Genomic DNA, 24137 nt, shown 5'->3' on the forward strand with positions numbered 1-24137 from the left:
AGCGCCTTCTTGTCACTGGGGTCGACAGCCATCTTGTCGGTACGCGCAATTCCTCTGGGGGCCGGACGCACAGCATACTCACGCTGCGCCGCCAAGGGCTTTGAAGTCTGCCATGCTGCCGGATCGATTGAAAGCACTGTCGTCATGCATCGATCTACGGGCGCACAATGGGGGCGGATCACAGCTGCAAGAATAAAAATCTCTCTTTGCGTGCATCCGTTTCGGCGTCTGGCTCGTACCTTAGTGAAACCCAAACAAGGACAAGCCGACCCATGTATCTCGACGCTGGCCCCAAAGGACCGAAAGGCACCAGGCGTATTGCCGTGATCGGAAGCGGAATTTCCGGGCTCTCGGCCGCCTGGCTGATGAGCCAGTCCCACGATGTGACGCTCTATGAGGCCGATTCTCGGATCGGGGGGCATTCCAATACGGTCGATGTCGATTATGACGGCAAGACGATCCCGGTCGATACCGGGTTCATCGTCTACAATGAAGGGAACTATCCCAATCTCGTTGCGATGTTCGACCATCTGGGCGTTGCAACAGAGCTCTCCTGGATGTCGTTTGGCGCCTCGATCGATGGTGGGGCTTTCGAATATTGTTCGGACCCGCTGGGGCTGATCGGGCAGAAATCGAACGTGGTGCGCCCGCGCTTCTGGCGCATGCTTTCCGATATCGTGAAATTTTCCCGCTCGCACCGGGAAATTCTTGCCGATGGCAGTCTAACGCAGGTCGGATTGGCCGATTATCTGGCCGAAAACGGGTATTCCGAGAGCTATATCGCGGATCATATCCTGCCCATGGCGGCGGCGATCTGGTCGTCTTCGGCTACCGATATCCGCAATTACCCAGTGCAGGCCTTCGTGCGATTTTTCCTCAATCACGGGTTGCTCGATCTTTACAACCGTCCGTTGTGGCGGACGGTAACGGGCGGCAGCCGGGAATATGTTTCGCGGTTGGTGGCGGGCTTTAAGGGAACGGTGCGGCTTTCAACCGGGGTGAGCCGGATCGAGCGGCATTCGGGTGTAGTGACGGTAACCGATGCGCGCGGGCACAAGGACATCTTTACCGACGTCTTGATCGCCACTCATGCGGATCAGGCGCTGGCCATGCTTTCGGACGCCGATGACGACGAGCGAGCACTGCTCGGGGCCTTCGAATATACGCACAACAAAGCGGTGCTGCACACCGACAAGCGCCTGATGCCCAAGCGCAAATCGGTATGGTCGAGCTGGAATTATATCGGCGAGCGCGAGTGGGACGGGGACAGCCCGTTGTGCGTTACCTACTGGATGAACAAGCTCCAGAATATCGACAGGAAATACCCCCTGTTCGTGACGCTCAATCCCAGCCGTGACATCGATCCGGCCACGATCTTTGAGACGTTCGACTATACTCATCCGCTTTTCGATCAGAAGGCGATGGCGGCGCAAAAAGAGCTCTGGCGCCTGCAGGGTCGTGGCGGTGTGTGGTTTGCCGGAGCGCATTTCGGCTCGGGATTTCACGAAGACGGGTTGCAGGCCGGTCTGGCCGCGGCCGAAGATATGGCAGGGGTGCACCGTCCCTGGACGGTGGAGAATGCCTCGGGCCGTATCCATATCGGAACCGAAAGGGTTGCCGCCGAATGAGCGATGGCGCGATTTATGCCGGAGAGGTTGTGCATGTGCGGCACAGGCCGCGCGCGCATACGCTGCGCTATCGCGTTTTTTCGCTGCTCGTCGATCTCGACCGGCTCGATGCGCTCGATAAAAGGCTCAGGCTTTTTTCCCACAACCGGTTCGGCGTGTTCAGCTTTCGCGATGCTGACCATGGGGACGGGGAGGGGGGCGGATTGCGGCGCTGGGCCGAGCGGCTGCTGGCTGATGCGGGGATCGCGGGTGAAGGCCTCAGAATTGAAATGCTCTGCTATCCGCGGATTTTCGGATATGTCTTTAACCCGATCACCGTCTATTTCTGTTCGGACAGCCAGGGGGTGCGGGCTATCCTCTATGAGGTGTGCAACACGTTTTACGAGCGGCACACCTATGTGATCCCGGTGGGCGAACATGCTGGGGGGACGGTGCGGCAGTCCTGCGCCAAGGAACTCTACGTTTCGCCTTTCGTGCCCATGCAGGCGCGCTATGATTTCAAGATCACGCCGCCAGCCGAAAAGGTCCAGATCGCCATCAATGAGCATGATGGCGAGGGTGCGCTGCTCTATGCGGCCTTTACCGGCAAGCGCGAGGAATTGAGCGACAGGAGTCTGGGGGCTGCGCTGTTGCGCTATCCGCTGATGACGCTGAAAATCATGGGCGGCATCCATTGGGAAGCACTCAAGCTCTGGCTCAAGGGCAATCCGGTGTTCATGCATAAAAAGGCGCGTGAAAAGATTTCCCATTCGGTAATCGGCACGGCGCCGGCCGAATAGGCATCAGCGCCGCTCATCGATCCATCACCAATCGGCGTTTTGAGCGAAGCGGTGCTTCCTTTAAGCTTGATGCAAATCGACCCTTGAAGGTCGAACATCATGCAAAGAGGAAACATTGATGTCCCATTCCGAGATTCTTTCAGCTGCGATGCTGGATGCCGCCGATCTGACCGGTGGGTCGCTCAAGGTGCATTCGCCCGTCGATGGCGCGCTGATCGGGGAGGTTGCGACCCATTCGGGCGCCGACGTCGAAAAGATGATCGGTACGGCCAAATCGGCATTTGCCGAATGGAAGCTGGTGCCGGCGCCGCGCCGGGGCGAGTTGATCCGGCTGTTCGGCGAGGAATTGCGCAACGCCAAAGAGGCCTTGGGCAAGCTTGTGTCCCTTGAGGCCGGCAAGATTTTTCAGGAGGGGCTGGGGGAAGTCCAGGAGATGATCGATATCTGCGATCTGGCGGTGGGCCAATCGCGGCAATTGTTCGGGCTGACCATAGCTTCCGAACGTCCGGGTCATTCGATGCGCGAGACCTGGCACCCGCTGGGGGTGACCGGGGTGATCTCGGCGTTCAATTTTCCCGTCGCGGTGTTTGCGTGGAACTTTGCACTGGCGACGGTGTGCGGCAATACCACGATCTGGAAACCCTCGGAAAAGACGCCGCTGACGGCGTTGGCGGTCAAGAAGATTTTCGAGAGGGCCTCGGCCCGGTTCGGGGATGCGCCCGACGGGGTCTTGCAGGTGGCCATTGGCGGTGCCGATGTGGGCGAAGCGCTGACGGCTTCGAAAGACGTGCCGTTGATTTCGGCGACCGGGTCGACGCGAATGGGCAGGATCGTTGGCCCCAAGGTGGCCGAGCGGTTCGGTAAGACCATTCTCGAACTTGGCGGCAACAACGCGATGATCGTGGCGCCATCGGCGGACCTCGACAATGCGGTGCGGGCCATCGTCTTTTCAGCGGTTGGCACCTGCGGGCAGCGCTGCACCAGCCTGCGGCGGCTGATCGTGCATGAGGACGTGCGCGACCAATTGGTCGAAAAACTCAAGAGCGCCTATGGCAGGCTGCCGATCGGCAGTCCTTTGGAACAGGGTGTTCTGGTTGGGCCTCTGATCGACAAGGCAGCCTATGATGGCATGCAGGCGGCGCTGGAAAAGGCGAAGACCGAAGGCGGCAGGGTGACCGGAGGAGAGCGGGTGGACGCTGTCGAAGGTGGGTATTATGTGCGCCCGGCCATTGTCGAGATGGCCGGGCAGAGCGCCATCGTCAAGCATGAGACCTTCGCGCCGATCCTTTATGTCCTGGCCTACAAGACGCTCGAAGAGGCCATCGCGCTGCAGAACGATGTGCCGCAAGGGCTTTCGAGCTGCATTTTTTCGACTGATATGCGCGAAACGGAAACCTTCCTTTCGGCGGCGGGGTCCGATTGCGGCATCGCCAACGTCAATATCGGGCCCTCGGGGGCCGAGATCGGCGGGGCTTTCGGCGGGGAAAAGGAAACAGGCGGCGGGCGCGAGAGCGGATCGGACGCCTGGAAGGCCTATATGCGGCGACAGACCAATACGGTCAATTATTCGCGCGCGTTGCCGCTGGCGCAAGGGATCAGGTTCGATATCTAGGTGCCGTTTGTACCAATCATTGCAAGGCCAGATTAACCCTGGGGCCGGTCGCTCTGTGGGAAGCGGGGAAAAAACAGGCTTCATTAATCTCTGGGTCTTCACACTCTCTCGTGCGGGACGGCTTCAGGGTCGCCCGAACGGGGGAACAAGATCCGGGATTGCAGAATGCACGATGGACGAAGCGCTGGCGGGTGTCTGACCGCCAATCCGAGCCGGCTCGATCTTATCGAACTGGCGATCACACGCACTGATCGGGCTATCCTGATTTCGAATGCCGAGGGGCATCCGTGCTATCTCAATCCCGCTTTCGAGGCGCTGTTGGGCTATGGGCTGGACGATTTTGCCGGACAGGCTCCCTGGTCTCTGCTGGCCGGCCCGATGATCGATGAACGGTTGCATCAAAGGGCGCGCAGCTTTGGCAATACGGGCGGGGGATTTAGCGACGATTTGCTGTTGCGCACGCGATCGGGCGATCCGGTCTGGGTTTCGGCCTGGCTCGATCCGGTGCACGACGCCCAGGGACATTTTACCCATCTTATCGCCATGCTCGCCGACACCACGCAATCGAAGCGTCTTCAGGTTTTCCAGCGCGTCTCACTCGATGCGCTGAGCCGTGACATGCCGCTCACGGAGTTCATGGGCCATATCTGCGAGCAGGTGCAGGCGCTCGCGCCCGATACGGTCTGTTCGATCCTGGGGGTGGACGAGAACCGTAGGCTGCGGCCTCTGGCGGCGCCGAGCCTGCCGGCCTCGGTGGCGAAACAGATCGACGGGCTTGAAATCGGGCCCCGGACCGGCAGTTGCGGCACCGCCGCCTGGCGGGGCGAACCGGTGGTGGTCGAAGATATCGAAACCGACCCACTATGGACCGATTTCAAGCATCTTTTTCTGCCGCTGGGGCTAAGGGCGTGCTGGTCATATCCGATGGTGTTGCGCGACGGGCGCGTTGCCGGGACCTTCGCCTTCTATTTTCCGGAGCGCCGGCCACCGAGTGCATGGCATTTGCGGCTGGTGGAGGCGTGCCTCAGTCTGTGCGTAATGGCGATCGAGCGGCACGAAGCGCGGACGCAGATCCGTCGGCTTGCCTATTATGACGCGCTGACGGGCCTGCCCAACCGCGTGCTGATGCGTCAGCGGGTCGAGCAGACCCTGGCGGGTGACCCCCTGCGCAGGAAATCGCTGGCATGCCTGTGTCTCGATCTCGACAGGTTCAAGGATATCAACGACGCCTACGGGCTGCCTGCGGGGGATATGGTGCTCGAAGCGGTCAGTCAGCGGCTTCTTGATCGTGCCTCATCATCGGACATGGTGGCCCGGATGAGCGCGGACGCGTTCATCATCCTGCTCGACGATTGTCGGGCGGAAGGCGCCGCGGCGGCGGCCCAGGACCTGCTGGCCAGCCTCAGGGAGCCATTCGAGATCAGCGGAACGACAGTATCGCTTTCGGGCTCGATCGGCATTGCACTCTATCCGGGCGATGCGACCGATGTCGAAACGCTGGTCAACAAATGCGAAACGGCGATGTTTGGGGCCAAGGCTGCGGGGCGGGCCAATTATCACTTCTTCTCGCCGGAAATGAACGCGGCCAATCGCGACCGGCTGGAACTGGGGGTTGCGTTGCGCGAGGCGCTGGCCGATGGCCAGCTTTCGCTTGCCTTCCAGCCGCAGATCGATCGCAACAGCGAAGAAATATATGGAGTGGAAGCACTGGCGCGCTGGACCCATCCCCAGTTGGGGCCGGTCGGTCCCGACCGGTTCATACCGGTCGCCGAGCAGATCGGGATGATCGAGGATATCGGGCTCTGGGCGCTGCGAACAGCTTGCGCTCAACTGGCGCACTGGCGTGCGGCGGGGCGACACATCCCGGCGGTCTCGGTCAATATCTCGGCCCAGCAGTTCCGCAATGGCGCTTTTTGTGCCCAGGTTGGTGAAACGCTTGCCGCGCACGGGCTTGCCCCGTCCGATCTGACCATCGAGATCACCGAAAGCCTGATGCTCGACCAGACGGCTGCCGTGACGGCCAATACCGATGCGTTGAGCAAAATGGGCGTCAATCTGTCGATGGACGATTTCGGGACGGGCTTTTCCTCCCTGTCGCTGATTGCCCGCCTTCCGGTCAAAGAGCTCAAGATCGACAGGGCATTCATCGACCGGCTCGAAAGCGACGCTGGGGCGCAGGCGGTTGCAACCGCGATAATCTGCATGGGACAGAGTCTCAATATGCGTGTTGTTGCAGAGGGTGTGGAAACCGATGCCCAGAGACGGTTCCTCGATGCGCTCGGATGCGACGCACAACAGGGTTATCTCTATTCCAGACCGCTCACCGCTAAAGCCATCGATGATTGGCTCGATGCCAATGCACACACCCCGGCAGGGCGGCGCAGGCGGGCCTGACCGGTAAACCGGGCGTCAGGCCGTTTCACCCTCCGGCGTTCCGTTGCGCAGCCGCTCATCGGCAAGCTGGCGGATCTCGGTCAACTCGGTGATTGTGGTTTCGAGGTCGGTCAATTGCGCGCGCAGCAGCTCGAGGCGTTCATCGACCTTTTCGATCAACAGCTTGACCTGGGCGGTTCGGGTGCCGTCGGCATCGTAAAGGCTGAGATATTCGGAGATATCGCGCAGGGTGAAACCCAGCCGCTTGCCACGCAAAATGAGGATCAGCCGGGCGCGGTCGCGCCGCCTGAAAACCCGGGTCGACCCCAGGCGGTCGGGCTTTAAGAGCCCCTTGGTTTCGTAAAATCGTATGGCACGGGTGGAAATGGAGAACTCGTTTGCCAGATCGGTGATGGCGAACAGGTCGCGCTTTTCGGCATCGTGCTTGTTCAAGATACTATCCCCCCGCTTGGACATTTTCTTCGTAATCGGCACGCAGATCGTTCTTGGAGAGCTTGCCGATCATGGTCTTGGGTAACTCGTCGCGGAAAATGATTTCGCGGGGCATTTCGAGCTTGGAGAGACGGTCCTTGAGAAAATCCTTAAGGCCGCCCTCGGTCAGCGATTGCCCGTCCTTGAGTTTTACATAGGCGATTGGCACTTCTCCGCGATACTCATCCTTTACGCCGATCACATTGGTTTCGTCCACAGCTGGGTGCTGGTAGATCGCATCTTCGATGGCGCGCGGATAGACGTTAAAGCCCGAGCAGATGATCAAATCCTTGATGCGATCGACAAGGAACACATAGCCGTCCTCATCGAAATGGCCGACATCTGCGGTGCGCAGATAGCCATTGGCGGTGAAGGCCGCCTTGGTGGCCTCCTCGTCATCGAAATAGCCGAGCATGACCTGGGGGCCCTTGAGCACGAGTTCCCCGCGCTCGCCCTGGGCCACTTCCTTGTCGGGATCGTCGAGATCGACAAAGCGAACGTCGGTTGCGGGCAGCGGCAGGCCGATCGATCCGGGCTTGGAGGGTACGCGCAGGGCCGCGCAGGTCACGACCGGGGAGGCTTCGGTCAGACCGTAGCCTTCGGCGAGAATGGCGTTGGACTTTCTGGCGAAGGCCTCGCGTGTTTCGCCTGGAAGGCCGGCGCCGCCGGAAATCGCAACTTCGATGGGCGAAAGGATTTCGGCGGTCGCCGTGTTCTTGGTGGCCAGGGCATGCAGCAGAGTCGGGACGGCAGGCAGAACGTTGGGTTTGGTGCGCTTCATGAGGGAGAGGAAAGCCTTCATTTCAAAGCGCGGAAGCATGACGACCTGGGCACCCGAGCACAGCGGCACGTTCATGCATACGGTCATCGCAAAGATATGGAAAAAGGGCAGTACGGCGACGATTTTGGAGGGGGGGTAGAACAGCCCGCACCCCCATTTGTCGATCTGGCTCATATTGGCCGCGATATTGGCGTGACTGAGCATGGCGCCTTTGGGGGTGCCCGTGGTGCCGCCGGTATATTGCTGAACGGCGACGTCCTTTTCGGGATCGATCTGGACGGGCGTGGGCGTCCTGCCTTTGGTCATCAGATCCTCAAAGGATATGACGGCGCGCGCGGCGGGCGACTCTGCCGTCTTTACGATGTCCTTTCCCTTGAACATCGAAAACAGGATCTTTTTCATTCCCGGCAGCGCGTTGGGGAAGTGGGCCACGACGAGGTTCTTGATATGGCCCTGACCCACCAGTTTCTCGGCATTGGGATATGTCGCCTTGAGGTCGAGCGTAATGAGAACGGTCGCGCCGGAGTTGGAGACAATGTGGCTCAGTTCGTTGAGGGAATAGAGGGGATTGCAGTTGACCACGGTGGCGCCGATGCGCAGCACCGCAAAATAGGAAATAACGTAGAAGGGAGTGTTGGGCATGAGCAGCGCAACGCGGTCGCCCTTTGCCACTCCGAGTTCGGACTGTAGTGCGCCGGCCAGAGCGTTGACCTGTTCTCCCAGACGCCGAAACGACGTGGTGGCGCCCATGAAATCCAGCGCGGTGGCGTCGCCCATCTTGGCGCAGGAGGCCAAAAGCTGCTCATGGACCGGAGTGGTGTCGATGGATACATCCCAGTCGATGCCTTCGGGATAAGCGGTTATCCAGGGATGGGGCGCGCTGATCGGTTTGTTCATGTTCTCTCCTCCGGTGGATCTTGTGTCCACGCCTGCTCATGAAAAGTATGTCATGGGCTAACGTTAGCGTCAAACGATGCACGTTGGGCAAGGTTCCTTACCCTGTTTGACCCAATTTCTCGGTCGATAGCAGTGCCAAATGCCCGGATTCCAGCGCGTTTGGCTCTTTGAAACAAATCCGTAGCGAATGCGTTTTAGATTAAGGCGCTTTATAGCCGGCACGCCGCGCCATGGCCGTTCAGACTGAATGACCTATTAGGCATTGAGTTGACGTTTACGTCCACCGGTGTATGCTCAACTTGATTTCAGCTGTGCCGAAGACGGGCGCGTGACTGAAGCTGAGGCTTGTAGTTCCGAGCCGATATTTGTGTTGCGTGCGGGCGTTGCCCGGGCGCACGAGGTCAGGGGAGGCCGCATTATGGTTTTGGCACTTATCGTGATTGGCATTGTCGCTTTTCTGGTCCTGGCGATCCGCCAGTCCCCGTTGTGGCAATGGGCGCTGGCCGCAGCGTTCATTGGCGTCTTAGCCATGCTGCGGCCCGATGACGGGCTGGCTCTTTCGACAAGTGCGATCGGGTGGATACTGGCTCTGTTGCCCGCCGTGGTGTTGGCGCTTCTGGCCATTCCGCCTGTCCGCCAGCGGGTTCTGACCGGCCCTGCCTATTCCATGGTCAAATCGATCCTCCCGCGCATTTCGCGGACCGAACAGGAAGCGCTCGATGCGGGAACCGTCGGCTGGGACGCAGAGATTTTTTCGGGTCGCCCCGATTGGGACAGGCTGCTCGAGATTCGCAAGCCCGAGCTGACCGAGGAAGAACAGGCGTTTATCGACGGGCCATGCGAAGAGGTCTGCGCGATGATCGATGATTGGGACACGCGCAACAATCGCATGGATATGCCGCCCGAAGTCTGGCAGTTCCTCAAAGACAAGGGTTTCCTTGGCATGCTCATCGGCAAGGAGCATGGGGGCCGAGGCTTTTCGGCGCAGGCGCAGAGCCAGGTGGTCTCCAAGATCGCCTCGCGTTCGGTTGCGGCGGGGATCACCGTGATGGTGCCCAACTCGCTCGGGCCGGGCGAACTGCTTGAGAAATACGGCACGCCCGAACAGCAGGGCAAATACCTCCATCGCCTCGCCAAGGGCGAGGAGGTGCCGTGCTTTGCGCTGACCGGCGCGCATGCAGGATCGGACGCGGCGGGCATGCGCGATGTGGGCGTGGTGACCTATGGCGAATACGAAGGCAAGCAGGTGCTGGGCGTTCGGCTGAGCTGGGATAAGCGCTATATCACGCTTGCTCCGGTGGCGACGCTGCTTGGCGTGGCATTCAACCTCTATGATCCCGACAATCATCTGGGCAAGGGTGAGGATGTCGGCATCACACTGGCGCTGGTTCCTGCCGATTATCCGGGTGTTGTGATCGGGCGGCGGCATCTGCCGGCGCGTTCGGCGTTCATGAACGGGCCGACATCGGGCACCGACGTTTTCGTACCCATGGAATTTTTGATCGGCGGCACCCAATATGCCGGGCAAGGCTGGCGCATGCTGATGGAATGCCTTGCGACGGGCCGCGCCATTTCGCTGCCGGCCATCGGCACGGTTTCGATCAAGGCGGCGCTGCGCACCACATCGGCCTATGCGCGCATCCGGCGCCAGTTCGGCATTTCCATCGGCATGATGGAAGGGGTTGGCGAGGGCATGGCGCGGCTTGTCAAATCGGCCTACCAGTTCGAGGCTTCGCGGGCCATGACGGCGGCAATTGTCGATGACGGGCAAAAGCCGGCAGTGATTTCGGCGGCGCTCAAATACCGCACGACCGAGGAAATGCGCGGGCGCGTCGACGATGCCATGGACATCCACGGAGGGCGCGCCGTGCAGGACGGGCCATCCAACTATCTGTTCGCCGGTTATCAGACCATTCCGGTGGCGATCACCGTGGAAGGCGCAAACATCCTGACGCGGACTTTGATCACGTTCGCGCAGGGCGCGTTGCGGGCGCATCCCTATTTGCTCAAGGAAGTGCAGTCTGCCCAGAACCCCGACAAGCGTCAGGGGTTGAAGGATTTCGATGCGGCGTTTTCGGGTCATATCGGGTTCATGCTGCGCAACATGACGGCGTCGTGGTGGCATAATCTGACCTTTGGGCGGTTCGCCTCGAGCCCGGTCGAGCACGAGCTCAAGGGCTGGTATCGCGCGTTGCACCGCTATTCGCAAAGCTTTGCGCTGGCGGGCGACTGGACTGTGGCCTTTCTGGGCGGCGATCTGAAACGCAAGCAGATGCTCTCTGGCCGCATGGCGGACGTTTTCTCGGACCTTTATCTGCTCTCGACCGCACTCAAGCGCTATGAGGATGACGGGCGGATGCCCGAGGACGTTGCGGTGATCGATGCAATTGCCCGCGATCGGATTGCCGGAATCGAAAAGGGGCTCGGGGAAGTCATCGACAATTTCCCCAACCCGTTCCTCAAATTCGCTCTGGGCGCTCTGATCTTTCCGCTTGGGCGGCGGGCGCGTCCGTCGCGCGACCGGGAAAACTACCGGCTTGCGCGCTCGGTACTCGGCCATTCGCCGTTTCGCGACCGGCTGACACGCGGGGTCTATCTGACTTTCGATCCGGCCGATCGCACGGGCATGCTCGAAGACGCTCTGGTCAAGGTCGAGGCGGCGGCAGAGATCGAAAAGAAGTTCTTCCGGGCCATCAAGAAGGGCGAGATCGATCGGCGACTTGATCGGGACGCCATCGAGGATGCGATATCCAAGGGCATCCTGAGTGCGGAAGAAGCCCAGATCATGCGGGTGGCCGACGAGGCCACCGACAGGGTCATCAAGGTCGATGATTTTGCTCCCGACGCCCTGGCGCGCCCGGCCCAAAAGCCCGAAAGCGAATATACCGCGGCCGCCGAATAGGCGGTTGCGGAACTTTGCGAGCCGTTTCACCCTTGTTCCGACCGAGAGAAACACGAGAGGAGTCAAGCCTTGGCGCAAGCTGATACGCCACAGACCCGACACTGGGACTTTTCAATCGATGTCGAGCAGATCGGCTGGCTGGTGCTGGACGTTCAGGACAATTCGGTCAACGTTTTGAGCCGGGAGGTGATTTCCGAGCTCGAGAAACTGGTCGGTCATATCGAACAACTGGGCCAGGCCGGTAGCCTTGTGGGCGTCGTCCTGCTGTCTGGAAAGTCGGGCTTTATTGCGGGGGCCGACATTTCCGAGTTCGACCAGATGAGCGACCCGGCCGTTCTGCCCGAGGCCCTGCGGCGAACCCATGGGGTGTTCCAGCGGATCGAGGATCTCAAAATCCCGTTCGTGTGCGGCATTTCGGGTTTCTGTGTCGGCGGCGGGTTGGAACTGGCACTGGCCTGTCACTACCGCATTGCGGTCAACGACGAGGGCACCAGGCTGGGCTTTCCGGAGGTCAATCTGGGGATTTTTCCCGGTTTTGCCGGAACCGGTCGCTCGATCCGCCAGGCTGGGCCGGTCGATGCGATGCAATTGATGCTGACCGGCAAGATCCTGCGTGCGTCGCAGGCGAGAAAACTCAACCTTGTCGACAAGCTGGTGCGGCACCGCGACATGTTGCGCTGGGAGGGCCGCAAGGCGGTGCTGTCCAGGCGCAGATCCGATCCCGCGCCCTTGACCAAGCGCGCCATGGCGTTCGGGCCGATCCGTTCGCGCGTTGCCGACAAGATGCGCGAGGAAGCGGGCAAGAAGGCGCCGAGAAATCACTATCCCGCGCCCTATGCGCTGATCGACCTGTTCGAAAAATATGGCGACGATCCCAAAAAGATGATCGCCCACGAGATCGATTCCTTTGTGCCGCTGATGGCTTCGCCGACTGCGCAGAACCTGCGCCGGGTCTTCTTTTTGTCCGAAAGCCTGAAACGGCTCGGGGTCAAGGGCAAGGACAAGCCCAAATTTGTCCGCGTCCATGTGGTGGGCGCCGGGGTGATGGGCGGCGATATCGCGGCGTGGTGCGCCTATCGCGGCATGGCCGTGACGCTTCAGGACATGGATATGGACCGCATCAAGCCGGCGCTGGACCGGGCCAAGAAGCTGTTCAAAAAGCGGCTGAAGACCAGGCAGGCCGTCGATGCCGCCATGGCGCGGCTGGAACCTGATGTCGAGGGCAAGGGTATCGCGCGGTGTGACGTCTTGATCGAAGCGGTGGTGGAAAAGCTCGACGTCAAGCAGCAGATTTTTTCCAACGCCGAAAAGCAGCTTAGGCCCAATGCCATCATGGCGACCAATACGTCCTCGATCGAACTGGAGCGGATCGCAGAGGCACTGGATAATCCCAACCGGCTGATCGGACTGCATTTCTTCAACCCGGTGGCGCAATTGCCGCTGGTCGAGGTGATCCGATCGACACTCAATGACGATGATGCGATCCGGGTCGGCGCGTCATTCGTCCTGGCCATCGGCAAGAGTCCCGTCGTGGTCAAGTCCAAGCCGGGGTTTCTGGTCAATCGGGCGCTCATGCCTTACATGCTCGAAGCCATCGACCGGGTGGAAAAGGGCGAAAGTCCCGAACAGCTCGATGCGGCGGCTGTCGCCTTCGGGATGCCCATGGGACCAATCGAATTGATGGACACCGTGGGGCTCGACGTCGGGGCGTTCGTCGCCAAGGAGTTGGGCCAGAAGGTGCCCGAGGACAGCAGGTTTGCAAAGCTGTTGGCGGATGGAAAGCTGGGCCGCAAGAGCGGTGAAGGCTTTTACAAATGGGTGGATGGCAAGGCGCAAAAGGAAAAGGCGCCGGCTCATGCCAATCTTGAAGGGCTGGGGCGCGATCTGGTCCAGCCGCTTGTCGACACCGCAGAAGTTATCGTTTCCGAGGGCGTGGTTGAAAGCGCCGACATGGCCGATATCGGCATGATCCTGGGGACCGGCTTTGCCCCGTTCCTGGGCGGACCGCTCAAGGCACGTGAGGACGGAAGGGCTTAAATCATGACACAGACATTGCGCAAAGTCGCCATCGTGGGATCGGCGCGCATCCCGTTCTGCCGCGCCTATACCGGCTATGAAAATGAATCCAACCTGTCCATGCTCTCAACCGCGATCGGCGGGCTGGCGGAGAAATACGGGCTCAAGGGACAGCGGATCGGGGAAGTGATGGCCGGGTCGGTCATTTCGCACTCCAAGGATTTCAACCTTGCCCGCGAAGCGCTGCTCGATGCGGGTCTGTCACCGCAAACGCCGGGGACGACACTTCAGATCGCGTGCGGAACATCGTTGCAGGCCGCGCTCACGCTGGGGGCCAAGATCGCCACCGGAGAAATCGACAGCGGCATCGCGGCGGGGTCCGATACGGTGTCGGACAGCCCGGTGGTGCTGGGGCCGAAAATGCAAAAGCGCATGATCGCCATGTCGCGGGCCCGCACGACGGGCGAAAAGCTTTCCGCCTTCAAGGGGTTCAATTTCGGCGAGATAACGCCGGTCGCCCCATCGACGCAGGAACCGCGCACGGGCCTGTCGATGGGCGAGCATTGCGAATTGATGGCCAAGCAATGGGGGATTTCGCGCGAGGCGCAGGATCTGCTGGCGCTGCGCAGCCACCAGAATGCGGCCGCTGCCTATGACAGCGGATTTCACGACGATTTGATCGTGCCCTGCGCCGGGATTTACAAGGACAACAACATCCGGCCCGATACCAGTCTTGAAAAAATGGCGACGATGAAGCCCGCTTTCGACAAGAAATCGGGCAAGGGCACTCTGACGGCGGCCAATTCCACGCCGCTGACCGATGGGGCGTCCTCGGTGCTTCTGGCCAGTGAGGATTGGGCGCGCGAACGCGACTTGCCGATCCTGGGCTATCTCACCATGGGTGCTGTTTCGGCCAATGATTTCGCCCATGGCGACGGGCTGTTGATGGCGCCGACAATCGCGGTTTCGGACCTGATGCGGCGGAGCGGATTGAGCTTTGCCGATATCGATCTGTTCGAGCTCCATGAAGCCTTCGCGGCCCAGGTGCTGTGCACGCTGGCTGCATGGGAAGATCCCGACTACAATCGGGCGGTTTTGGGGCGAGATGATCCGCTTGGAGCCGTTCCTGTTGATAAAATCAACGTGTTTGGCTCCTCTTTGGCATATGGCCATCCTTTTGCGGCGACGGGGGCACGCATTCTGGGTATGACAGCCAAGCTCTTGAATGTTCAAGAAAAAAGCCGAGCGCTCATTTCGGTTTGTACGGCAGGCGGTATGGGCGTTGCCGCGATTGTGGAGCGCGGAAATTAATCAGTGCTTGTCAAAGCCGTTTGAGCAGGGATAGGCTCCCGATCCAGATCAACGGGGAATGATTTTCCCCGTTGATCTTCGTTTGAGCTGCTCCGTTCCAAAAAAAGAGGGCAGCCGTGGGCTGGAAGCATCACATTTCGTCCAATACAAAAAGGAGACGACCATTATGACACGTACCACCAAGCTATTGGCGGCACTTGCAGCGACGACGTTCCTCGTCGCGCCCGCCTTTGCAGCCAATGTTCCGGACGGCGTAACGCTGGCCGAAGACCAGAGCTTTACCTACCGCGTTCTCGACGAGCACAGCTCGGTCGATCCTCAGATCGTCGAAGACGTTTCGGGCTCGGAAATCGTGCGCGACCTGTTCGAGGGCCTGTTGACCCAGACCGCTGACGGCGAACTGGCTCCGGGTGTGGCCACCGAGTGGACCCCCAACGAAGACAACACCGAATGGACCTTCACGCTGCGTGACGACGCCATGTGGTCGGATGGAACTCCGGTTACCGCAGGCGATTTCGTTTACGCCTGGCAGCGCCTTGTCGATCCCGAAACCGCCTCGCCCTATGCATGGTTCGGCGAGTTGATGTCGATCGAGAACGCCGGCGCTATCATTGCCGGCGAGATGGAGCCATCCGAGCTTGGCGTTGAAGCCGTCGACGATCACACACTGGTCGTTCACCTGTCGGCTCCGCTGCCCTATTTCGCGGCCATGACTACCCATGCCTCGACCTTCCCGTCCCCCAGCTGGGTGATCGAGGAACATGGCGACCAGTGGACCCGTCCGGAAAATCTCGTCACCAACGGCGCTTACACGCTCTCCGAACACGTTCCGCAGGAACGTTCGGTTCGTGTCAAGTCCGACACCTACTGGGATGCGGAAAACACCGTTCTCGAGACCGTCACGGCTCTGGTCATCAACGACGAAAACCAGGCTCTGACGCGTTTCCTCGCCGGTGAACTCGACCGTACGGAAATCCCGACCGGCGAATACCCGCGCCTGGCCGAGGAATATCCCGACACCGCGATTTCCTTCCCGCGCCTGTGCACCTACTACTACAACATCAACCTGCGCGAAGCCGGACCGGAAGCCCTCAAGGACGTCAACGTCCGTAAGGCTCTGGCCTATGCGATCGATCGCAACGTGATCACCGACCAGATCCTGCAGGGCGGCCAGATCCCGGCCTATACGTTTACCCCGGGCGCCACGGCCAACTTCGAAGTGCCTTCGGTCGAATTTGGTGAAATGACCCAGGCCGAGCGCGACGAAATGGCCGTCCAGATGCTGGAAGAAGCCGGCTACGGCGCCGACAATCCGCTCGAGCTCTCGATCACCTACAACACCGACGAAGCACACCGCGAACTGGCGACCGTGATTTCGCAGATGTGGCAGCAGAAGCTCGGCGTGCAGACCACGCTCGAGAACATGGAATGGAACACGTTCCTTGATGCCCGCGGCAATGGTGACTTTGAAATCGCCCGTGCCGGCTGGTGCGGTGACTACAACGAAGCCTCCACGTTCCTCGATCTTATGGACACGAATTCGGGCTACAACGACTCCGCATATTCGAACCCGGAAGTCGACGAGCTTCTTGCCGAAGCCAAGACCATGTCCGATCCGAGCGAGAACTACACCCAGATCGAGCAGATCATCGCAGAGGATATGCCCGTCCTGCCGCTCTACCACTATGCCGGCGTTTACATGCTGAATCCGCAGATTCAGGAATGGCCGGTCAACAACGTTGAGCAGAACTGGTACTCGAAAGACCTTTATCGGGTCGCTGCCGAGTAATTCAGGCCAATCACAGGCGTTCCGCACCCTCGTGCGGGACGCCCCCTTTTCGGGGTAAAGAAATGACAGGGCGCCGCCTCACACGCGCCTTTGCACCAATATTGCAAAGCGCTGTTTTCCGCTTCGTCGGACCCTCGGCTGCGTCGTGCGCGCACGGACTTTCGACATGTTGAAATACATCCTCAAGCGCCTCGGGGTCGCCATCCCGACGCTTTTGCTTTTGATTATCTTTTCATTCGTTCTGATGCGGCTGGCGCCGGGGGGGCCATTCAACTCCGAACGTCCGCTGCCGCCGCAGGTGCTGGCCAATATCGAAGCCAAATTCGGTCTCGACCAGCCCTGGCATCTGCAGCTCTGGGAATACATGGTCGGGATCATAACCCGTTTCGATTTCGGCCCGTCCTTTGCCTATACGGACCGCACGGTCAACGACATCATCGCCCAGGGCTTCCCGGTCACGCTGACCTATGGCACGTGGTCGTTCGTCCTGGCTGTTCTGCTCGGCTGTTCGCTGGGGATCGCGGCCGCGGTGCGCCATAATTCCTGGCTCGACTATCTCTCGGTCGGCACGTCCATCGGGGCACAGGTGTTGCCAAACTTTGTGATGGCGCCGATCCTGGTCATCGTGTTCACCCTCTGGCTGCGCTGGCTGCCGGGTGGTGGCTGGAATGGCGGGCAGTGGAATTACGTCATCATGCCGGTGATCGCGCTGGGTACGAGCTACATGGCCTCGATTGCCCGCATCACGCGCTCATCGATGCTCGAAGTGCTCAATTCCAACTTCATTCGCACAGCGCGCGCCAAGGGGATGCCGGCCCGGCATGTCATTATCAGGCATGCGCTCAAGCCGGCGCTGATGCCGCTGCTGTCCTATCTCGGCCCGGCCTTTGTGGGCATGGTGACCGGCTCGGTGATCATCGACGTCTATTTTTCCACCGGCGGTATCGGGCAATTGTTCACCAATTCGGCCTTTAACCGGGACTACTCGGTGATCATGGGCATCACGATCCTTCTGGGCACGCTGACCATCGCGTTCAACCTGATCGTGGACATACTCTATGCGTGGATCGATCCACGCATCCGGTACTAGGAGGCCGACCATGGTATTAAGACCAGTTAGAGTCGAAGCTTCGGCCGATCCTGTCGATGTCGACGACGCCAATTACGAAATCCCCAGCAAGGGGCGGTCCCTGTGGGCCGATGCGGCACAGCGCTTTTTCAGGCATGCCCCGTCGGTGGTCAGCCTGATCGTGCTCATTTTGGTGGCGCTGTTCGCATTCACCGGGCACTTCTTTGCCGTATGGTCCAATGAAGAGATCGACTGGTCGGTGCTGGGCAATGTCCGCGTCGCCGGCGCGCCGTCTCTGGAATCGGGCCATTTTTTCGGCACCGACGACCTGGGCCGCGATCTTTATTCCCGCGTTGTCCAGGGTAGCCAGATTTCGCTGATGGTCGGGTTCGTTGGGGCCGGGATCGCTGTAATCGTGGGCACGTTCTACGGCGCGGTGGCCGGCTATTTCGGTGGCCGCATCGATTCGATCATGATGCGGATCGTCGATATCCTGCTTTCGATCCCCTACATGTTCGTTCTGATCCTGCTGCTCGTGGTGTTCGGCCGCTCGATCACCATGCTTTATGTGGGTATCGGGCTGCTGTCTTGGCTGGACATGTCGCGCATCGTGCGCGGGCAGACGCTCTCGCTCAAGGAAAAGGAATTCGTCGAGGCGGCGCGGGCCGGTGGGGCCGGGCACTTCACGATCATCTTCCGCCATATCGTGCCAAATCTGATGGGTATCGTTGTGGTATATGCGACGCTTCTGGTGCCCCAGATGATCCTGACCGAGAGTTTTATTTCCTTCCTTGGCCTTGGTGTTCAGGAACCGCTCACCTCCTGGGGTGCACTGATCTCCCAGGGCGCGGGCACCGTGATGTATGGAACGTTGTGGCAGCTTTTGTTCCCGCTGTTCTTCTTTGTCGTCACCCTGTTCAGCTTCTACTTCATCGGCGACGGTCTGCGTGATGCGCTCGACCCGCGTGACCGGTGAGGAAAGGACGATCATGAGTATGCTTGAAGTCACCGACCTTTCGGTGTCGTTCAAAACGCCTGACGGCACAGTGCGTGCGGTCAATAAGATGAACTTTTCCATCGAACCGGGCCAGACACTGGCCATCGTGGGGGAATCGGGATCGGGCAAGAGCCAGACGGTGATGGCCGCCATGGGGCTTTTGGCGGGCAATGGCGAGGTCGAAGGGTCGGTCAAGCTCGATGGCGAGGAGCTGATCGGCATGAAACCGGGCGATCTCAACAAGATCCGTGGCCGGGACATGGCGATGATCTTCCAGGATCCCATGACCTCGCTCAATCCCTATCTGTCCGTCGCCGACCAGATGACCGAAGTGCTCATGTTCCACAAGCGCATGAGACGTTCCGAGGCCATGGAAAAGTGCGAGGAAATGCTCAAGACGGTGCATCTTCCCGATCCGAGGCGCATCCTGCGCCGCTACCCACACGAATTGTCGGGTGGGCAGCGCCAGCGCGTGATGATCGCCATGGCGCTGCTGTGCGATCCCAAGGTGCTCATTGCCGACGAGCCGACAACGGCGCTCGACGTGACGGTGCAGGCCCAGATGCTCAAGCTGTTCGAGGAGTTGACCGACAAGTTCAACACCGCGCTGATCATCATCACCCATGATCTGGGCGTGGTGGCGGGGCTCGCTGATGAAATGATGGTCATGTATGCCGGGCGCGTCGTTGAGCAGGGTCCGGTCGAGGATCTGTTTTATGATCCGCGCCACCCTTACACCTTCGGCCTCCTCCATTCTACGCCCCATCTCAAAGAGGGTAAGGACCGGTTGGCGCCCATCAAGGGGTTGCCGCCCAACCTCACAAACCTGCCGCCCGGCTGTGCGTTCAACCCGCGCTGCCCGTTCCGGTTCGACCGGTGCATCAAGGAGCGGCCGCAACTGATCGTGCGAGAGCACGACCGGCTGAGCGCCTGCTTTTACGAGGGCGAAATGACCGAAGCGGACATGGAAAAGGAATTGGCGGTCAAATGAACGATCAAACGCCAATATTGCTCAACGTCGAACACCTCACCAAGCGTTTCGCGATCTCCAACGGGTTCTTCAACAAACCCTTGACGCTGACGGCGGTCGACGATGTGAGTTTCACCGTCAAGCGCGGCGAGACCCTTGGCATCGTGGGGGAATCGGGGTGTGGGAAATCCACGCTGGGGCGCTGCATTCTGCAACTTATCCAGCCCGATGACGGCAAGGTCGTCTGGCTGGGCAAGGACCTGACAGAATTTTCCAAGGATCAGATGCGCAAGGCGCGCACCGATCTCCAGATCATCTTTCAGGATCCGCTGGCCTCGCTCAATCCGCGCATGACGGTGGGGGAAATCATCGCCGACCCGCTTCGGACACTCAAACCGGAAATGAGTGGCGAGCAGCGCCGCAAACGGGTGCGCGAGGTGATGGATGCGGTCGGGCTTTTGCCCGAGATGATCAACCGCTATCCGCACGAGTTTTCGGGCGGGCAGGCTCAGCGTATCGGTATTGCCCGGGCGCTGGTGACCGGGCCCAAACTGATCCTGTGCGATGAACCGGTTTCGGCGCTCGACGTTTCCATTCAGGCCCAGATTCTCAACCTTCTGGCCGACCTCAAGGAAGAATTCGGGCTGACGCTGATCTTTATCAGCCACGATCTTTCCGTGGTGCGGCATGTGTCCGACCGCATTCTTGTGCTCTATCTGGGACGGATCGCGGAACTGGCCGAGAGCGAGGCGCTCTATACCGATCCGCGGCATCCCTACAGCCGCGCTTTGCTGACAGCGGTCCCCATTGCGGACCCCAAGCTGGCGCGCGAGCACAAGATCGAGGGTCTGGAAGGGGAAATTCCCTCTCCCATCAACCCTCCGTCGGGGTGCTATTTCCGGACACGTTGCCCCTATGCGGTCGAGCGTTGCGCGCAAATCGTGCCGCCGCTCGAGGCTGCCGACAATGGTTCGGACGTATCGTGCATCCGCTGGGAAGAAATCCTGGCCGATCCGGTGGGCACGCGAACCCGGGCGCGGAGCTGATCGTCAGGTGGCCTTCGGCCCGCGGTTGGCCGGGGTCCGCCTGTCCTGGCCCTCTATGGGGGCCTCCTCACGCCGTCGGTCCGGTCCCGCATAGGTGGGAGAGACGACGAAAGGTCGAGGCGCGGCAATGGCCGATTCGAGCCGGGCGGCAAGGATTTGAGCCGTGACGGGCAGGTGAATGAATTCGTCGATGCCGGCGTCCTGTGCTTCCCGGGTCTGCTCGGGCGGCATGTCTCCCGACACCATGACGATGGCCATGCCCCGGTTGGATGCAGCGGCGTTGAGCCGCACACGGCGCGTGACGGTCATTCCGTCCTCGGGGCCGATGGCGTGGTCGATGATCATTGCATCGTGAGGCGATTGGCTCAAAAGGCGAAAGGCCTCCGCGCTGTCGCGGGCGGTGCGCGTGTTGGTCAGCCCCAGCCGGCGCAGCGTGGCGGCAAGCGTGCTGGAAAGCTCACCGTTGGCGGTGGCGATGAGTATGGACAGCCGTGGAGGGAGCGTGGTGTTCATATCGCCAATCTACACCAAGCGGGAGGTTGCGTAAAATCTCGCAGCAGCCCCAGCGACTCGCGTTGACAGCTACCGGCTTTGCCCCTATGTTCCGGCCAACTTTGGGATCGCTTCAGCGCCGCTGGGGCGATCCCGGTCGTTAGTTGGTCGCGTTCCCGACCGGACAGATGGAAACACCTGCCCTGGAAACGCTCCGAAGCGGTGCCTTGAGCTCCGCCGATCTCTTTTTGTCTGAGGTTAAAATGAAAATCCGCAATTCGCTCAAGGCGCTCATGACCCGTCACCGGGACAACAAGCTGGTTCGCCGTCGTGGCCGCGTCTATATCATCAACAAGGTCAACAAGCGCATGAAGGCCCGCCAGGGCTGATCGGCGCTTTTCGATCCATCGATTTTTAAAGGCGGGGTTCGCAGATTTGCGGACCCCGCTTTGCTTCACGCACTACGCAAAAAAAGAGGGCCGGGGTTGTGCCCCGGCCCTTTCAAACAATGGTCCGGTGTCGTCAGGAGCCGCCAGCGCCGTCCTGGCCGACAAAGGCGATGCGCAGCATGTTGGTGGCGCCGGGGGTGCCCAAAGGCACGCCAGCGGTGATGGCAATGCGATCGCCGGGACGGGCAAGCCCTTCCACATAAGCAATCGAGCAGGCGCGATCGACCATGTCGTCGAGCGAAATGGCGTCTTCGGTCTGGACACAATGCAGGCCCCAGACGATCGAGAGGCGGCGCACGGTGGTCAGCTTGGGCGAGAGCGCGATGATGGGCTTGGAGGGTCGTTCACGCGATGCACGGATGCCTGTCGAACCTGACGAGGTGTAGGTGACAATCGCCGCCAGGTCGAGCGTTTCGGCCACCTGACGCGTGGCGGCGGAAATGGCGTCGGCGGCGGTCGCTTCGGGTTCGGTGGCCTGGCCGCGGATGATGCTCGGATAGAGCGGGTCCTGCTCGACGGCCTCGGCGATGTTGTTCATCGTGGTGACGGCCTGCACCGGATAGGCTCCTGACGCACTTTCGGCCGACAGCATCACCGCGTCCGCGCCCTCGAACACCGCGATGGACACGTCGGAGACCTCGGCGCGGGTGGGGACAGGCGCGGTAATCATCGATTCAAGCATCTGGGTGGCAACAACCACCGGCTTGCCCAGGCGACGGCACATGCGGGTGATGCGTTTCTGGGTGCCGGGCACGCTTTCGAGTGGCATTTCCACGCCCAGATCGCCGCGGGCCACCATGATGGCGTCCGACAGGCGGATGATCTCTTCGAGGCGGTCTATGGCCTGCGGCTTTTCGATCTTGGCGAGCACACCGGCGCGGCCCTGAACGAGCTTGCGCACTTCGATCATGTCTTCGGGGCGTTGGACGAAAGAGAGAGCGATCCAGTCGATTTCCTCGCCAAGCGCAGCCTGAAGGTCGGCGCGATCCTTTTCGGTCAACACGCCCACCGAGAGGATGGTATCGGGCAGCGAGACGCCCTTTTTGTCGGAAAGCTTGCCGCCATAAACGACAGTGGTGTTGATCGCTTCAGGCGAAATGGCCGAGATGCGCAGCTCGATCTTGCCATCGTCGAGCAGCAGACGGTCGCCGGTCTTGACCGAGGAAAAGATTTCCGGATGGGGCAAATGGATGCGTGTCTTGTCGCCAGGTGCGTCCGTGGTGTCGAGGGTAAAGGTTTCACCCTTGGCCAGCATGACCGAACCTTCGGCGAAGGTGCCGATGCGCAGCTTGGGGCCTTGAAGATCGACCAGAATGCCGATGGGATAGCGCACCGTGCGCTCGACAGCGCGTATCTTGGCCACGGTGTCGCGCATCACATCATGGCTGGCGTGGCTCATATTGATGCGGAAAACATCGGCCCCGGCCCGGACGAGTTCCTCGATGACTTTGGGGTCATTGGAGGCCGGCCCAAGGGTTGCGACGATCTTTACGCGGCGCGATCTTTTCATTGCGGATCCAGACTGTTTGAATTGTTTTCGGTCAATTGCATGGTCCAATCGGTGCGGCCCTGAGTGTCGATCTCAAAAAAGCCCGTGCGCTCATAGCCACGGGCCAGACAGTCCTCGACACCGAAAATGGTGAAGCTCGAATCCTGGGTGCACATAAACACCGAGCCGTCCCAGGCGCCGCCGGCGAGATCGTCTACGGCATAGAGATAATAATATCGTGACGTCAGATCGCCCTGGTAAACGATGGCGCAGGCGTCGGCGCCAGCCACCCACCAGCCTTCAGACTGCCAACCCGATTCGGCGCGATAGCCGAAGGCGATCGAAATCGTGCTCGGCGTCTGGTTGCACACACGCAGATCGGCAAGGGCGGGGCGCGGCAGCGCGACCGAGGCCGGTAGCAACGTGATGGCGGCGATCAAGAGAGTGCGGAACATAAAATGCACGGCGTTGGGTCGCGTATGGAAAATGAAGGCCATGGTGTTTCTGGGCAAGGGGTCCGGATATGTCAATGGGGGTGAGCTATTACCCGATTATAGCATCGTTAGAAGGGCAACAGCGAGGCGGCCACGCCTGTTCGATGCGCCTTCCCTGTGGGATTTTCATTGGACGGCTTGAAGTCGCCTCGCCAATGGGATTGATAGAGCGCTCAAACAAATTCTTGCGGAAAGACTGATTCATGGCTGACCACGGCATCGCGCGCGACCAGTTGCGCGCCTTCATCGAACGGATCGAGCGGCTGGAAGAAGAAAAGAAGGCCATCGCCGACGATATCAAGGAAGTCTATGCCGAGGCCAAAGGGTCGGGCTTTGACACCAAGGTAATGCGGCAGATCGTGCGCATCCGTAAGCAGGACCGCAATGAGCGCGCCGAACAGGAAGCGATCCTCGATCTCTATATGCACGCGCTGGGCATGGCCGATGCCGGTTCACAGTCCGAGTACGACGAAGCTGCCGAATAGGCCCAATAATTTAGAGCCGTTCAGGATTTGATTGACTCAAATCCTTGGCTCTAAGCCCTTGTTTTG

At 60.3% G+C, this 24137-nt stretch carries 19 protein-coding genes; 14 read left to right on the forward strand and 5 right to left on the reverse strand.

Annotation, left to right across the window (positions count from 1 at the left end):
- Nucleotides 1–272 precede the first annotated feature (272 nt).
- From AACZ55_RS00720 to AACZ55_RS00735, 4 genes are all read left to right on the forward strand, one after another.
- Nucleotides 273–1628, forward strand: coding sequence for an FAD-dependent oxidoreductase (locus tag AACZ55_RS00720; protein WP_339641942.1), 1356 nt, complete (start codon nucleotides 273–275; stop codon nucleotides 1626–1628).
- The gene (locus AACZ55_RS00725; protein WP_339641945.1) at nucleotides 1625–2407 is read left to right on the forward strand and encodes a DUF1365 family protein; all 783 of its coding nucleotides are present in this window, start codon (nucleotides 1625–1627) and stop codon (nucleotides 2405–2407) included. Before AACZ55_RS00720 ends, AACZ55_RS00725 begins: the two co-directional genes overlap by 4 nt.
- A 118-nt stretch (nucleotides 2408–2525) precedes the next feature.
- Nucleotides 2526–4019, forward strand: a complete 1494-nt coding sequence (locus AACZ55_RS00730; RefSeq protein ID WP_339641948.1) for an aldehyde dehydrogenase family protein — start codon at nucleotides 2526–2528, stop codon at nucleotides 4017–4019.
- Between the two features lie 165 nt (nucleotides 4020–4184).
- Complete coding sequence (locus AACZ55_RS00735; RefSeq protein WP_339641950.1) at nucleotides 4185–6413, forward strand: EAL domain-containing protein; 2229 nt, start codon at nucleotides 4185–4187, stop codon at nucleotides 6411–6413.
- A gap of 15 nt (nucleotides 6414–6428) precedes the next feature.
- Here the strand turns inward: AACZ55_RS00735 and AACZ55_RS00740 are convergent, their stop codons facing one another.
- A complete protein-coding gene (locus AACZ55_RS00740) occupies nucleotides 6429–6845 on the reverse strand; it encodes a MerR family DNA-binding protein (protein WP_338609350.1) in 417 nt (138 codons plus the stop codon).
- A 4-nt stretch (nucleotides 6846–6849) separates the two neighbouring features.
- Complete coding sequence (locus tag AACZ55_RS00745) at nucleotides 6850–8562, reverse strand: long-chain fatty acid--CoA ligase (protein WP_339641953.1); 1713 nt, start codon at nucleotides 8560–8562, stop codon at nucleotides 6850–6852.
- 418 nt (nucleotides 8563–8980) lie between these two features.
- Here AACZ55_RS00745 and AACZ55_RS00750 point away from each other — a divergent pair, with 418 nt between their 5' ends.
- The 8 genes from AACZ55_RS00750 to AACZ55_RS00785 all read left to right on the forward strand — a co-directional run bounded on the left by AACZ55_RS00750 (nucleotide 8981) and on the right by AACZ55_RS00785 (nucleotide 20662).
- Complete coding sequence (locus tag AACZ55_RS00750; protein ID WP_339641956.1) at nucleotides 8981–11464, forward strand: acyl-CoA dehydrogenase; 2484 nt, start codon at nucleotides 8981–8983, stop codon at nucleotides 11462–11464.
- Nucleotides 11465–11533: 69 nt separating this feature from the next.
- Nucleotides 11534–13501 carry a 3-hydroxyacyl-CoA dehydrogenase NAD-binding domain-containing protein gene (locus AACZ55_RS00755; RefSeq protein WP_339641958.1) on the forward strand — a complete coding sequence of 656 codons (1968 nt, stop codon included), beginning with the start codon at nucleotides 11534–11536 and terminating at the stop codon, nucleotides 13499–13501.
- A gap of 3 nt (nucleotides 13502–13504) precedes the next feature.
- On the forward strand, nucleotides 13505–14791 hold the full coding sequence (locus tag AACZ55_RS00760) for an acetyl-CoA C-acetyltransferase (RefSeq protein WP_339641962.1): 1287 nt from the start codon (nucleotides 13505–13507) through the stop codon (nucleotides 14789–14791).
- A gap of 166 nt (nucleotides 14792–14957) precedes the next feature.
- A complete protein-coding gene (locus AACZ55_RS00765; protein WP_338609359.1) occupies nucleotides 14958–16580 on the forward strand; it encodes a peptide ABC transporter substrate-binding protein in 1623 nt (540 codons plus the stop codon).
- A 166-nt stretch (nucleotides 16581–16746) separates the two neighbouring features.
- A complete protein-coding gene (gene oppB, locus AACZ55_RS00770; protein ID WP_338609360.1) occupies nucleotides 16747–17670 on the forward strand; it encodes an oligopeptide ABC transporter permease OppB in 924 nt (307 codons plus the stop codon).
- 10 nt (nucleotides 17671–17680) lie between these two features.
- Nucleotides 17681–18625 (forward strand): ABC transporter permease subunit, encoded by a 945-nt coding sequence (locus tag AACZ55_RS00775; RefSeq protein WP_338609362.1) that lies wholly within the window; start codon nucleotides 17681–17683, stop codon nucleotides 18623–18625.
- A gap of 13 nt (nucleotides 18626–18638) precedes the next feature.
- Entirely contained in the window at nucleotides 18639–19637 is a 999-nt protein-coding gene (locus tag AACZ55_RS00780; protein ID WP_339641966.1) for an ABC transporter ATP-binding protein, read from the forward strand.
- On the forward strand, nucleotides 19634–20662 hold the full coding sequence (locus AACZ55_RS00785) for an oligopeptide/dipeptide ABC transporter ATP-binding protein (protein WP_339641969.1): 1029 nt from the start codon (nucleotides 19634–19636) through the stop codon (nucleotides 20660–20662). The genes AACZ55_RS00780 and AACZ55_RS00785 overlap by 4 nt, the downstream gene beginning before the upstream one ends.
- A gap of 3 nt (nucleotides 20663–20665) precedes the next feature.
- Here AACZ55_RS00785 and AACZ55_RS00790 read toward each other — a convergent pair whose 3' ends face one another.
- Complete coding sequence (locus AACZ55_RS00790; protein WP_339641972.1) at nucleotides 20666–21175, reverse strand: response regulator; 510 nt, start codon at nucleotides 21173–21175, stop codon at nucleotides 20666–20668.
- A 242-nt stretch (nucleotides 21176–21417) separates the two neighbouring features.
- On the opposite strand from AACZ55_RS00790, the gene ykgO reads away from it, so the two are divergent.
- Nucleotides 21418–21543, forward strand: a complete 126-nt coding sequence (gene ykgO, locus AACZ55_RS00795) for a type B 50S ribosomal protein L36 (protein ID WP_014131674.1) — start codon at nucleotides 21418–21420, stop codon at nucleotides 21541–21543.
- 133 nt (nucleotides 21544–21676) lie between these two features.
- Here the strand turns inward: ykgO and pyk are convergent, their stop codons facing one another.
- Nucleotides 21677–23113, reverse strand: coding sequence for a pyruvate kinase (pyk, locus tag AACZ55_RS00800; RefSeq protein ID WP_339641976.1), 1437 nt, complete (start codon nucleotides 23111–23113; stop codon nucleotides 21677–21679).
- Entirely contained in the window at nucleotides 23110–23589 is a 480-nt protein-coding gene (locus AACZ55_RS00805; RefSeq protein WP_338609375.1) for a DUF1036 domain-containing protein, read from the reverse strand. Before AACZ55_RS00805 ends, pyk begins: the two co-directional genes overlap by 4 nt.
- Before the next feature lie 200 nt (nucleotides 23590–23789).
- Between AACZ55_RS00805 and AACZ55_RS00810 the strand changes: the two genes are divergently transcribed.
- Complete coding sequence (locus AACZ55_RS00810) at nucleotides 23790–24071, forward strand: DUF2312 domain-containing protein (RefSeq protein ID WP_338609377.1); 282 nt, start codon at nucleotides 23790–23792, stop codon at nucleotides 24069–24071.
- Nucleotides 24072–24137: the final 66 nt, after the last annotated feature.

This window comes from uncultured Pelagibacterium sp., assembly GCF_963972885.1.
GTDB lineage: Bacteria > Pseudomonadota > Alphaproteobacteria > Rhizobiales > Devosiaceae > Pelagibacterium > Pelagibacterium nitratireducens.

Excerpts from the sequence above, each read along its gene's own strand:
- AACZ55_RS00720 (WP_339641942.1), top strand. The coding sequence starts at position 273 with ATGTATCTCGACGCTGGCCCCAAAGGACCGAAAGGCACCAGGCGTATT.
- pyk (WP_339641976.1), bottom strand. The coding sequence starts at position 23,113 with ATGAAAAGATCGCGCCGCGTAAAGATCGTCGCAACCCTTGGGCCGGCC.
- AACZ55_RS00745 (WP_339641953.1), bottom strand. The coding sequence starts at position 8,562 with ATGAACAAACCGATCAGCGCGCCCCATCCCTGGATAACCGCTTATCCC.
- AACZ55_RS00730 (WP_339641948.1), top strand. The coding sequence starts at position 2,526 with ATGTCCCATTCCGAGATTCTTTCAGCTGCGATGCTGGATGCCGCCGAT.
- AACZ55_RS00810 (WP_338609377.1), top strand. The coding sequence starts at position 23,790 with ATGGCTGACCACGGCATCGCGCGCGACCAGTTGCGCGCCTTCATCGAA.
- oppB (WP_338609360.1), top strand. The coding sequence starts at position 16,747 with ATGTTGAAATACATCCTCAAGCGCCTCGGGGTCGCCATCCCGACGCTT.
- AACZ55_RS00780 (WP_339641966.1), top strand. The coding sequence starts at position 18,639 with ATGAGTATGCTTGAAGTCACCGACCTTTCGGTGTCGTTCAAAACGCCT.
- AACZ55_RS00775 (WP_338609362.1), top strand. The coding sequence starts at position 17,681 with ATGGTATTAAGACCAGTTAGAGTCGAAGCTTCGGCCGATCCTGTCGAT.
- AACZ55_RS00735 (WP_339641950.1), top strand. The coding sequence starts at position 4,185 with ATGCACGATGGACGAAGCGCTGGCGGGTGTCTGACCGCCAATCCGAGC.
- AACZ55_RS00790 (WP_339641972.1), bottom strand. The coding sequence starts at position 21,175 with ATGAACACCACGCTCCCTCCACGGCTGTCCATACTCATCGCCACCGCC.
- AACZ55_RS00760 (WP_339641962.1), top strand. The coding sequence starts at position 13,505 with ATGACACAGACATTGCGCAAAGTCGCCATCGTGGGATCGGCGCGCATC.
- AACZ55_RS00805 (WP_338609375.1), bottom strand. The coding sequence starts at position 23,589 with ATGGCCTTCATTTTCCATACGCGACCCAACGCCGTGCATTTTATGTTC.
- AACZ55_RS00785 (WP_339641969.1), top strand. The coding sequence starts at position 19,634 with ATGAACGATCAAACGCCAATATTGCTCAACGTCGAACACCTCACCAAG.
- AACZ55_RS00725 (WP_339641945.1), top strand. The coding sequence starts at position 1,625 with ATGAGCGATGGCGCGATTTATGCCGGAGAGGTTGTGCATGTGCGGCAC.
- AACZ55_RS00750 (WP_339641956.1), top strand. The coding sequence starts at position 8,981 with ATGGTTTTGGCACTTATCGTGATTGGCATTGTCGCTTTTCTGGTCCTG.
- ykgO (WP_014131674.1), top strand. The coding sequence starts at position 21,418 with ATGAAAATCCGCAATTCGCTCAAGGCGCTCATGACCCGTCACCGGGAC.
- AACZ55_RS00765 (WP_338609359.1), top strand. The coding sequence starts at position 14,958 with ATGACACGTACCACCAAGCTATTGGCGGCACTTGCAGCGACGACGTTC.